The sequence below is a fragment of the Porphyromonas sp. COT-052 OH4946 genome (assembly GCF_000765965.1).
In the GTDB taxonomy this organism is placed as follows: Bacteria; Bacteroidota; Bacteroidia; order Bacteroidales; family Porphyromonadaceae; genus Porphyromonas; species Porphyromonas gulae.
In genome coordinates, this window is the sequence record NZ_JQZY01000033.1 from 42,719 (window position 1) to 53,358 (window position 10,640).

The window sequence follows — 10,640 nt, forward strand, 5'->3', positions numbered from 1 at the left end:
ATTTGAGTATATTTGCAAGCATAAAACCAGTTATATAAAAACAAAGTAGAATATGGATTTCATCTTTCTTCAGGCCGCACCCCAAACCGGAGGCCTGTTCGGAGGCTCAAGCCAGATGATTCTGGTGCTCGTGCTCATGGTAGTAATCTTTTACTTCTTCATGATCAGACCTCAACAAAAACGTCAGAAAGAGCTTCAGCGTCAGCGTGAAGCCCTCGCTAAAGGAGACAAAATAATCACCGCAGGCGGTATACACGGTACCATACGCGAGGTTCGCGAAAAGGATTTCTTGGTCGAAATAGCCAATGGAGTGAACATCCGCATCGATAAAGGGTCTGTATATGTATCTGCTCGCGAAGCGGAAACAGACATGGCCAACAAGAAAGACTAAGAGCTGCACAAGGGCAATCTATCGGAGGAACTGACAGAGACGGAGACGGGTACTACGTCCGGTAACACTTGGCATAAGGCACCTACCCCTTCTTTCAGTTCCTCATCGTTCTCCACCAAATCCGCTAAAGGGAATGAAGCTCAATCTCCTCAATGCCGATCGGAAAAAGGGGAAAAGTATAGACAAGGCATCCGCTCCCCGTTCACGCCGTGGGAGGAATGTCCTTGTCTTTTTCGCTTTTGTGGTTCTCTCTGCCGTTTTTTGGTTCATGCAGAGCTTGCAGGACGTTTACACGGCTTCGTTTTCTATTCCCATCTCCTATTCCGAGCTGCCGCCGGACATAGGAGTTTCAGGCAGGCTGCCCGACCGCTTGAATATTATGCTGAAAGATCAGGGTATCGTGCTTCTGACCTATAAGCTGGAGGGTTTCTCTCCGATCAATATCTCCCCATCCAAAGCGCAGCTACACAAGAAAAAGAGCATGCGACTGAACAAACGGGATCTGGTCGAACTGCTCCAAAAACAACTGGAAACCTCCACGACCATTGCAGCCATCTCGCCCGAAGACATCAAAGCGACATTCTACACTCGCAAAAAGAAAACCGTACCCGTAGTCATAAACGGACAGACCGTCCCCAAAGAAGGATTCTACGCCTTCGATCCCGTCCTCTCTCCGAGCGAAGTGACCGTATATGGAAGTGCGGAAGCGTTGGCGGGCATCGGATCCGTGAATACGGAGGAGTTTTCTATCGACGGACTGGAGAACGATTTCTCCGGGGATATAGCGATCGACCCGATCGACGACATCGTTATCGATCCGACAAATATCAGGATGCAAGTGCGTGTAGAGCAGCTGACGGAACAGACCTTCGAGCTTCCCATCATCACGAAGAACGTACCCGATGGCTTCCTTCTTCGTCCTCTGCCCGGCAAAGTGTCGATACTGCTCACACTCCCCACATCGCGCTACAAAGAAGTATCGGAAGCTGATCTGCAAACAGCCGTTTTCTATCCGTCCTCTCCGGATTCGCTCCGGAGCGATTCTTCTCTGCCCGTGGAGCTGATCATGAAACCGGACTGGCTCAAGCACTATAAGATCACGCCTTCGCACGTCCAATTCATCATCGAACGCATTCAGTAAGCAGTAATGATTACCATTGGGATCACCGGCGGAATAGGAAGCGGGAAGTCTGTCGTCAGTCGTATCCTGCATACCCTCGGTATCCCCGTATACGACTCTGACAGCAGAGCCAAATGGCTCAATGATCACAGCCCCGTCATCCGACAGGCACTGACCGACCTCATAGGCAGCGATCTGTACGAGAACGGCATGCTCAGGCGAGACAGGTTGGCTGCGGCCATCTTCTCCTCCGGCGACCTCCTCGAACGGGTAAACGGCATCATACATCCGGAAGTCAAAAAAGACTTCTGCCAGTGGCGTTCGGAGTGCGAGTCGGATCTCTGCGCCGTCGAGAGTGCCATTCTTTTCAGCTCGGGATTCGACTCTCTGTGCGATACGGTGATTCGGGTCGATGCTCCCGAAAAGATAAGGCAAGAGCGAGCGATGACTCGCGACGGTTCACCGGCAGAGACCGTGAGGCAGCGTATGCTCAGCCAAGGAAGAGAGCAGTCATTGGCCAAGGCCGGAGCTGACCACACGGTGTTTAATGCGCCACCCCATCTGCTCATCCCTCAAGTCGTCAGAATTATAGAGACAGTCCGAACAAAAAGACCGAATCCGCCCGATCGGCTTTAGGGGAATAAGGCAGGTGCTTCCCTGCTCTCCTGCCCCTCGGACAGGAACGAAATACTTACTTTTGCAAACAGTCAATAACAGAAATACAATATCAATAACAGAAAAATATGTTGCAACCCATCCTTTCCATATCCGGCAAATCCGGATTGTTTCGTCTCGTATCGCGCGGAAAGAATACGCTCATAGTCGAAGCCCTCGACACGAAACGTAGAACCCCCACATACCCATCGGACCGAGTAGTCTCCCTTGGCGATATTTCCATTTACACCATCGAAGACGATGTCCCTCTACCGGAGGTTATGGAAGCGATATACCGGAAGTACGAAGGCAAACAGCTCGATGCTCCCACTCTCACGAAGGACAACGACTCGCTACGTGCTTTCTTCGGGGAGGTACTGCCCGAATACGACGTCGATAGAGTATATCCGAGCGATATACGCAAGATTATCTCTTGGTACAACCTCCTGGTGGACAACGGTTTTACCACTTTCCTATCGGAAGAGAAACCGGCGGAAGAAGAGACGACGGAATAAAGAATAGCATACTTCGGCCTCTGCATCGTTAAAGACCGATACTGATACAACAAACCAAAAACACCTAAAAAACTCCAGTGCTATGTACAAAGGAATGAAAGACTACTTGGCTGCCGAACTCAAGAGTATCGAAGAAGCCGGGCTGTACAAGAAAGAACGGATCATCATCACCCCCCAACGTGCTGACATCCGCGTAAACGAAGGGCAAGAGGTATTGAACTTTTGTGCCAACAACTATCTCGGTCTGTCCGATCACCCTCGGCTGATACAAGCCGCCAAGGATGCGATGGATGAGCGTGGATTCGGGATGAGTTCCGTACGCTTCATATGCGGGACGCAGGACATCCACAAAGAATTGGAAAAAGCCATTGCCGAATACTTCCACACCGAAGATACCATTCTCTATGCAGCATGCTTCGATGCCAATGGCGGCGTATTCGAACCGCTCTTCGGAGAAGAAGATGCCATCATCAGCGATGCTCTCAACCATGCCTCCATCATCGACGGCGTTCGACTCTGCAAAGCCAAGCGTTACCGCTACGAGAATGCCAACATGGAAGACCTCGAGCGCGTCCTGAAAGAAGCACAAGCCCAACGCCATCGCATCATCGTAACGGATGGCGTATTCTCCATGGATGGCAATGTGGCTCCCATGGATAAGATATGCGATTTGGCAGAGAAATACGATGCCATGGTGATGGTGGACGAATGCCACTCTGCCGGCGTAGTGGGTGCTACCGGACGTGGCGTGGCAGAACAGTTCGACTGCTACGGACGTATCGACATCCATACCGGGACTCTGGGTAAGGCTTTCGGCGGTGCCATCGGTGGCTTTACGACCGGCCCGAAAGAAATCATCGCGATGCTGCGTCAGCGTTCACGTCCCTATCTCTTCAGCAACTCTATTCCTCCCAGTGTGGTAGGTGCCGGTCTTGAAGTCTTCAAGATACTGAAAGAGAGCAATGACCTCCATACCAAGCTGATGGAGAACGTGAACGACTTCCGCGACAGAATGCTGGCAGCCGGTTTCGACATCAAGCCGACCCAAAGTGCCATCTGTGCTGTCATGCTGTACGATGCCAAACTGTCTCAGGACTATGCGGCTCGTTTGCTCGAAGAGGGTATCTACGTTACGGGATTCTACTACCCCGTCGTTCCCAAAGGACAGGCTCGCATCCGAGTACAGCTGTCTGCCGGCCACGAACGCCAACATCTGGACAAGGCTATCAACGCCTTCATCAAAGTTGGTCGCGAATTAGGCGTTATTAAATAACGACAGACATCCGATATACCGATAATGAAGGGGCTGCACTCGGAGGTATGATCCTCAAGTGCAGCCCCTTATCCATCAGTAAGAAAAACAAAAATCCCCCCCCTTATCGCAATAGATATGGAACGCTATCCTGTCCGATTCGTATCTCTCGGTCCCGGCGATCCCGATCTGATAACGCTCGCGGCATACAAAGCTCTGCAAAAATGCGACCTCATCTACTACCCTACCACCGTCTCACCATCGGGCAAGACCGTATCGAAAGCAGAAGAGATCATGTTGGCAAATGGTATAGATACGACCAAATTCCGACCCTACTCTCTTCCTATGAGTATGGACAGGACAAAAGCATTAGCGGTATATGAAGAAGTGGCTTCACGATGCAAAGCCCATTACGACGAAGGTCTGTCGGTTGCGGTAGCGGCCGAAGGTGATGCAGGCTTTTATTCCTCTACGCACTATATCTCCGATGTGCTTCTTCGTGAGGGGTGTCCTTTTGTATTCATCGCAGGAGTACCGGCCTTCATCGCTGCGGGTGCCGTTGCAGGACAGAGCATCACCCGACAGGACGAGGAGCTACAGATAATACCGGGAAATGCCACGCCGGAAAAACTGTGCGAGGCTATGGCTCAGGGACGCACAGTCCTGATCATGAAACTATCGAGATGCGAGAGCGTAGTGAAAGAGTTCTTGTCCAAGGAAAATGTAGCTGCCATCTATTTCGAGTACGTAGGGACCGACAAGGAATTTATCTCATCCTGCATCGAAGAAGACATATTACCTCGTCGCTTCCCCTATTTCTCCATGCTGCGGCTCAAACCGAAGCCATAGAAGTGCTCTTCCAATAATCATCTTTTCCTCTTTTTCCCCTATCCTGATTCTTACTGAACGAGAGGTATCGTTCGGTAATATCTGGCGAATTCCTTATAGTCCTGTTGCTCCTCCGGAGGAAGAGCAGGCAGAGTATCTGTAGAAAAAGGATCCACAGGCAACAAGCGATAAACTCTCTTACCCTGCGGAGTGCGCTTATTGACAAAAACGTATTGGTAGTCGGGATGCGTGGTAATCAGATCGCCCACCTTACGCAGGGTAAGCGATAACAACATACCGCCTCTGGTGGCAGCAGGCTTTCTCTGATTGCTTATAAAATTGCCCATCGAATAGATCACGAAAGAGGTCTTGGTGTCGGTTTTCAACCACTCGGATCGCTGCACCACATGCGGATGGCTTCCGATGATGGCATCGGCACCGTAGCGATGAAGTTTGCGTGCAAGTTCCAGTTGCTCGCTATCGGGCTCCTTTCTGTATTCGACTCCCCAATGAATCTGCACGATACGGTAGTCCGCCCCTAAGGAGTCCGCCCGCTGCAAATCCTTCTTCATCATAACCGTATCGATAGGATCCACCCAAGTAGGAGCGGGCACAGGCATTCCATTCGTACCGTAGGTATAGGCCAGAATAGCTATGCGTACTCCTTTAGCTTCGACGATAAGGGGATTCATCCTATCGCGAGCAGCCATATCCCGATAGCTGCCGGTATGGGCTATACCCAGACTATCCAGCATATCGAGAGTACGTACAATGCCCTTTTTCCCCTTATCGGCAGTATGATTGTTGGCAGTAGTCAGCACATCGAAACCGACATTTCTAAGAGCCTCCCCCATAGCGTCAGGCGAAGAGAAAGTAGGGTATCCGCTATAGGGTGCACCAGCAAAAGTGGTCTCCAAATTCCCAATAGCAAGATCGGCTCCCTTTATCATGGAAAACAAGCTATCGAAAGAGGAAGAAAAATCGTACACACTTCCCCCTTCGCGCTTTGCGCTTTCTATCTGAGGGCCGTGTGTCATGATATCTCCGGCAAAGAGCAACTTAATCTCCAGCGTATCGATCCGATCCGGAACTAATCCCGTACCACTTGAAGACGGGGTTGCTCCGCCACGACATGACGAGGATATACAACTGCCTAACAGTAAGGAGAAGGAAATGCAAACCTTGGGAATGAAATATTTCATATTGATTGTTTTATCGATTAGCCAGTTCTATTACCTGCAAATCCCTTATATCCCGCCCGTCGATTACAAAGCGCATCAGGGTGCGAACAGCATGAAAACCATACTTGCCTGCAGCTCCGGGATTGAGATGCAGGATATCCAACTTCTTATCGTACATGGCTTTGAGGATATGGCTATGCCCGCAGACGAAAAGGCGGGGCGGTTGCTGCACAAGCATTCGATAGACGCGAGGTTCATAACGCCCGGGATACCCTCCGATATGCGTCATAAGCACGTCCACCTCCTCTACACGAAAACGTAATACCTCGGGATACTGCAAACGAATGTCCTGTCCGTCTATATTACCATAGACAGCACGGAGCGGTGCCAATCCCGATAGATGCTCTGCTACCGCTACAGAACCGATGTCACCGGCATGCCAAATCTCATCGCAATCGGCGAAGTGTACTCGATACTTTTCGTCGATGCAGCCATGCGTATCGGATAGGAGTCCTATTTTTTTCATCGCTTATGATAAACTCGTGCCCAATGAAGCAGACTCAACCTTCGTACTCAGTCGGATCCGGAATGCCGGCATCGCGCAGTGCTTCTCTGCGCTCTACACAAGTAGCGCAAACACCGCAATGAGAAACACCGCCCTTATAGCAGCTCCAAGTCTCGGCATAGTCTATACCCAGGGAAGCCCCAATCCGTGCAATATCGGTCTTGGTAATATCCGTATACGGAGCTTCTATAAGCACACCGTCCGAGGTACCGCACCGAACAGCTTCGGTCATCGGACGAATAAATGAGGCACGACAATCGGGATATATGGCATGATCGCCGAAATGATTGGCGATATAGATTCGCCGCAATCCCCTACTTTCTGCTAATCCGGCAGCCACCGCCAGCATAATGCCGTTGCGAAAGGGCACTACCGTACTCTTCATATTCTCCTCGTCGTATCTGCCCTCAGGAATATCTCCCCCGCTAAGCAACAAATCACTCTGAAAATACTGCCCGATAAAATCGAGGGGGACAATCAGATGCTCCACACCCAAACGCTCTGCATGTAGCCTAGCAAACGACAATTCGCGCGCATTATGTTTGGAGCCATAGTCAAAGCTGAGAGCCAAAGCGATGGAGGCTCTCTTCTCGTACATCAGCGTCACACTGTCCATCCCACCGGAAACGACGATAAGGCTATCTTTTTCTGTCTGCATACCGAACAAATGATTCTTTTACTTAAGACTTAAACATAAACGGGAAACGGCAACCTCACAGCTCGCAAAGCCCCATTTGATGGAGGGAAGAGCGGCTCCGTCGAGCCAAAGATAATGGTTCATCGGACACATGAAGAGATTAGCCCGATTGAAAATACAAAAGTGCTCATATGTTTTCATCGGATAAGATCCGGATATTGGAGCGGATTTTAGTAGTTTTGCGCTCCGTTAGAAATATTGCATATAAGGATGTTCCAAATCCAAGAAACGATCGTCAGCCCTGACCTCTTCGACAAGTATTTTGTCTGCGATTATGCCACTTGTCAGGGGATTTGCTGTGTGGAAGGAGAAAGCGGTGCCCCCCTTGAAGCAGGAGAGGCCGATTTGCTGCGCAAGCATCTCGATGCCGTGCGCGATATGCTTGCGCCCGAAGCCCTCGAAGTGATCGATAAGCAGGGCGTCAGCTATCTGGATGTGGAAGGAGACGAAGTCACCAGCATTGTGAACGGACGGGACTGCGTTTTCACCACATACGACGAAAACGGCAATTGCCTCTGCGCCTTTGAGCGGGCATACCGCTCGGGCAAGATCGACTTTCCGAAGCCGCTCAGTTGTCATTTATACCCCGTCCGTCTGACCCGTTACAGCGGCTTTACGGCGGTCAATTACCACCGTTGGGAGATTTGCCGTTGTGCAGAAGCCTTAGGCCGTCAGACGGGAACACCCCTATACCGATTCCTAAAAGAACCACTCATACGGGCATTCGGTGAGGAATGGTATAGAGAAATGGAAGAAATAGCCACTTTATTGGAGCAAAATCCACTAAAACGATAGGTCTGCCAATAGGCCAAACGGCAATCAATTCCACACAGGGGGGATAAAAAAAGAAAGGCTGCCGGCAGTAATTGCATGGCAGCCTTATTTCATTCGGAAGTGTATCAGTAGGAGCAATCCCTACCACAGACAAGACGTCGAATAGAGAGAGATTACTCAGCCGAAGCCGGTTGTTCGGTCATCAGCTTGTTGAATTCGTCCGGAGAAACCGTCTTGGCATCGATATCGAGCTTTTCTTTCAGTGCGGCAGCGAGCTTGTTCTCCGTAGCGCGGTCGAAGAAATTGCGACGAGTATCTTCCTTCTCCATCATCGTATTGGCATAGCGTTCGAGAGCATCCTGAGGAACGGCGGACATGCCATACTGGGCAAACTGATTCTTGGCTACCATGATGGCGAAGTTCCTGACGTCTTGCGGCGTAACCTCGATGTTGTTCTTCTTGACCAGATCTTCCTTGATCACGTGGAAGGTCAGATCCTTGATCATGGCAGGATATTGTTTTTCCAATTCTTCATCACTCCACTCCGTATGCGACAGCTTCAGCCAGCGCTTCAGCAACGCATCGGGGAACTGTAGCTCACCTACCTGAGCTTCCAACACGCGACGCAAATCCAAGAGGAATTTGTAGTCGCTTTCGGCTGTAAATTGCTCGCGAACACCTTCGGTCACCTTGGCACGCAAGTCCGATTCGTTTTTGATATCCGTCTCCTCACCGAAAGCCTGCTTGAAGAACTCTTCGTTCAGCTCTGCCTTTTCATGACGAGAGATGCTGCTGATCTCAAAAGAAAAGTCGCCCGTATGCTCTCCGATAGCTGATTTGTCCACCTTCAAGAGAGAAGAGAGTTCGTACTCATTGTTATTGTATGCCTTAGCAGGATTGAATACGACAACGCTGTTCTTGGCAGCACCGACGAATTTGTTCTTCTCTTCTTCGTCCTTTATATAGGCCGGGAGCAACATAGCTTCCTCTACACAGATACCACCCTCTTTGGGCTGTCCGTTCTCCAACTCGCAGAGGCGACCCTTCACTACATCATTGGCACCCACTTCATCAGCCTCCACCGAGTGTCCGTAGCTGGAGCGCATGGATTCGATCTGCTGGTCGATCATCTCCTCTGTGGGTTGGATCGTATAATAAGGTACGCGAACGCTCTTGTCTGCCACTACGTCTACTACAGGGCTGAGAGCCAGATCGAATACGAATTCGAAGTCGTCAGTGGTATCGAAGTCGTACTCCTTCTGCAATTCCTCATTAGGCATAGGCTCGCCCAGTACATTGAGCTTGTTGTCAGCTATATAGCGATAGAGTTCACGACCGACTACGCGGTTGATCTCCTCTGCTTTGACACCCTTGCCGTACATTTTCTTGATCATACCCATCGGCACCATTCCCTTGCGGAACCCAGGGACATTGGCACGTTGGCGATAGGTACGCAGTGCTTTTTCCACTTCGTTGGCATAGTCAGCCTTCTCGATTGCTACGGTAGCAATGGCATTGACGGCATCCGTATTCTTGATCGATACGTTCATTTTCTTCTTTATTATCTTGGAGTTATTGTCTTTTTGGCTTTGAAAAACCGCGTAAAAATTTCCGCCAAAATTAGCCGAATTCTTTGAAAGCCGCAAATATGAAGCACTTGCATATTCTACGGCACATGCCTCCCCCAACTGAAACAGTCGTGAAGATTGAGATAATATCTCCCTCAGTCCTATCAGGCACACGGTCTTGAAAAGAGAGCCCATAAAGTATAGAGCGATGAACGCTCGTTACTCAATGGCCAAAGTCTACGATCCATTGACAGCCTGCTCGACCAGAGAGTGAATAGAACCCTATCGATGCTCTCTCCATCTACTCCGAAAAAGATTTATTTCCCTCATTTCGGGGAGCCGATACGGCACCCCAAACATGCGCCAAAAAAGTTTTCAACAACGAAGCAGAGTTTAGAATGATTCTAAATAAGGTTCTAAAAAGAAGCAGACTTCGATCTCAAAAAGAAGAGAAAACAAACTTTGTCAGCTCAAAATCCACTTTCAAGAACATCGCACAACGATCTATATATAAACCATTTACGATATATATACAGATCGTTTTCGATTTATATATCAATCGTTTTCAATTTATATACAGATGGTAAATGATTTGTATATAAATCGTAAGCGACTGAAAGCCTTTTCGAGAGCCTATAAAACAAAGGCACCCGTCGAACTGAGTCTAATTCGACGGGTGCCTGATATGCTTGGAAAGGGAGTAAATATCTCCCTAAACGCTATTTCTCATATGATAAAGGCCACTTGTATGGGATACGATGTTGTCGCAGTACACGAATAGATGGGGCAAAATTGCCCTTAACAAAGGTCTGGTATATGCTAAGTCGGTATGCATGTCTATGGGTCATTTGTCAAGTTGTTCTATAAATTGAGCAGGCTATTTGTATATATAGTTGTTCACATTGCTGTGAAGAACTCTCAGTTACTTTGCAAAGGTAGCAAAAAAGACAGCGACAACTTGGAACATCAGGAATAAGACAGGGCAACCGCCAATGTTGTCCTAAACGTTTTGGAGGATATAAGAAAAAGGAAGCAGAGCTAAGGAACAAAATGTTACCTTAGTAAAGAGAGCCCTACTCCTCCACTTCCTTTATG

General features: G+C 49.3%; 11 protein-coding genes. 7 read left to right on the forward strand and 4 right to left on the reverse strand.

Annotated features, from left to right (window positions below; translation table 11 throughout):
- Positions 1-52: 52 nt before the first annotated feature.
- From yajC to HQ50_RS10210, 6 genes are all read left to right on the forward strand, one after another.
- Positions 53-391: a preprotein translocase subunit YajC gene (yajC, locus tag HQ50_RS10185; protein ID WP_018965414.1), complete on the forward strand. Its 339-nt coding sequence runs from the start codon at positions 53-55 to the stop codon at positions 389-391.
- 133 nt (positions 392-524) lie between these two features.
- Positions 525-1,532, forward strand: coding sequence for a CdaR family protein (locus tag HQ50_RS10190; protein ID WP_018965413.1), 1,008 nt, complete (start codon positions 525-527; stop codon positions 1,530-1,532).
- 6 nt (positions 1,533-1,538) lie between these two features.
- Positions 1,539-2,147, forward strand: a complete 609-nt coding sequence (gene coaE / locus HQ50_RS10195; RefSeq protein ID WP_039430264.1) for a dephospho-CoA kinase — start codon at positions 1,539-1,541, stop codon at positions 2,145-2,147.
- Positions 2,148-2,254: 107 nt separating this feature from the next.
- Positions 2,255-2,680 carry a DUF5606 domain-containing protein gene (locus HQ50_RS10200; RefSeq protein WP_039421448.1) on the forward strand — a complete coding sequence of 142 codons (426 nt, stop codon included), beginning with the start codon at positions 2,255-2,257 and terminating at the stop codon, positions 2,678-2,680.
- Between the two features lie 82 nt (positions 2,681-2,762).
- Positions 2,763-3,953, forward strand: a complete 1,191-nt coding sequence (gene kbl, locus HQ50_RS10205; RefSeq protein ID WP_039430266.1) for a glycine C-acetyltransferase — start codon at positions 2,763-2,765, stop codon at positions 3,951-3,953.
- Positions 3,954-4,070: 117 nt separating this feature from the next.
- Positions 4,071-4,781, forward strand: a complete 711-nt coding sequence (locus HQ50_RS10210; protein WP_039430269.1) for a precorrin-2 C(20)-methyltransferase — start codon at positions 4,071-4,073, stop codon at positions 4,779-4,781.
- Between the two features lie 50 nt (positions 4,782-4,831).
- Here HQ50_RS10210 and HQ50_RS10215 read toward each other — a convergent pair whose 3' ends face one another.
- Genes HQ50_RS10215 through queC form a run of 3 tightly spaced genes read right to left on the reverse strand, consistent with a single transcriptional unit; the run spans position 4,832 to position 7,164 of the window.
- Positions 4,832-5,962 carry a CapA family protein gene (locus HQ50_RS10215; RefSeq protein ID WP_039430272.1) on the reverse strand — a complete coding sequence of 377 codons (1,131 nt, stop codon included), beginning with the start codon at positions 5,960-5,962 and terminating at the stop codon, positions 4,832-4,834.
- Positions 5,963-5,972: 10 nt separating this feature from the next.
- The gene (locus HQ50_RS10220; RefSeq protein ID WP_039430274.1) at positions 5,973-6,467 is read right to left on the reverse strand and encodes a metallophosphoesterase; all 495 of its coding nucleotides are present in this window, start codon (positions 6,465-6,467) and stop codon (positions 5,973-5,975) included.
- A gap of 34 nt (positions 6,468-6,501) precedes the next feature.
- A complete protein-coding gene (queC, locus tag HQ50_RS10225) occupies positions 6,502-7,164 on the reverse strand; it encodes a 7-cyano-7-deazaguanine synthase QueC (RefSeq protein ID WP_039421454.1) in 663 nt (220 codons plus the stop codon).
- 249 nt (positions 7,165-7,413) lie between these two features.
- Between queC and HQ50_RS10230 the strand changes: the two genes are divergently transcribed.
- Entirely contained in the window at positions 7,414-7,998 is a 585-nt protein-coding gene (locus HQ50_RS10230) for a DUF3109 family protein (RefSeq protein WP_039430277.1), read from the forward strand.
- Between the two features lie 152 nt (positions 7,999-8,150).
- Here HQ50_RS10230 and tig read toward each other — a convergent pair whose 3' ends face one another.
- On the reverse strand, positions 8,151-9,527 hold the full coding sequence (gene tig, locus HQ50_RS10235) for a trigger factor (RefSeq protein ID WP_039430287.1): 1,377 nt from the start codon (positions 9,525-9,527) through the stop codon (positions 8,151-8,153).
- Between the last annotated feature and the right edge of the window lie 1,113 nt (positions 9,528-10,640).

Bases quoted from the DNA above. Each gene is read 5' to 3' on its own strand.
- HQ50_RS10215 (WP_039430272.1), bottom strand. From the start codon at position 5,962: ATGAAATATTTCATTCCCAAGGTTTGCATTTCCTTCTCCTTACTGTTA.
- tig (WP_039430287.1), bottom strand. From the start codon at position 9,527: ATGAACGTATCGATCAAGAATACGGATGCCGTCAATGCCATTGCTACC.
- HQ50_RS10220 (WP_039430274.1), bottom strand. From the start codon at position 6,467: ATGAAAAAAATAGGACTCCTATCCGATACGCATGGCTGCATCGACGAA.
- HQ50_RS10200 (WP_039421448.1), top strand. From the start codon at position 2,255: ATGTTGCAACCCATCCTTTCCATATCCGGCAAATCCGGATTGTTTCGT.
- HQ50_RS10190 (WP_018965413.1), top strand. From the start codon at position 525: ATGAAGCTCAATCTCCTCAATGCCGATCGGAAAAAGGGGAAAAGTATA.
- HQ50_RS10230 (WP_039430277.1), top strand. From the start codon at position 7,414: ATGTTCCAAATCCAAGAAACGATCGTCAGCCCTGACCTCTTCGACAAG.
- coaE (WP_039430264.1), top strand. From the start codon at position 1,539: ATGATTACCATTGGGATCACCGGCGGAATAGGAAGCGGGAAGTCTGTC.
- yajC (WP_018965414.1), top strand. From the start codon at position 53: ATGGATTTCATCTTTCTTCAGGCCGCACCCCAAACCGGAGGCCTGTTC.
- queC (WP_039421454.1), bottom strand. From the start codon at position 7,164: ATGCAGACAGAAAAAGATAGCCTTATCGTCGTTTCCGGTGGGATGGAC.
- HQ50_RS10210 (WP_039430269.1), top strand. From the start codon at position 4,071: ATGGAACGCTATCCTGTCCGATTCGTATCTCTCGGTCCCGGCGATCCC.
- kbl (WP_039430266.1), top strand. From the start codon at position 2,763: ATGTACAAAGGAATGAAAGACTACTTGGCTGCCGAACTCAAGAGTATC.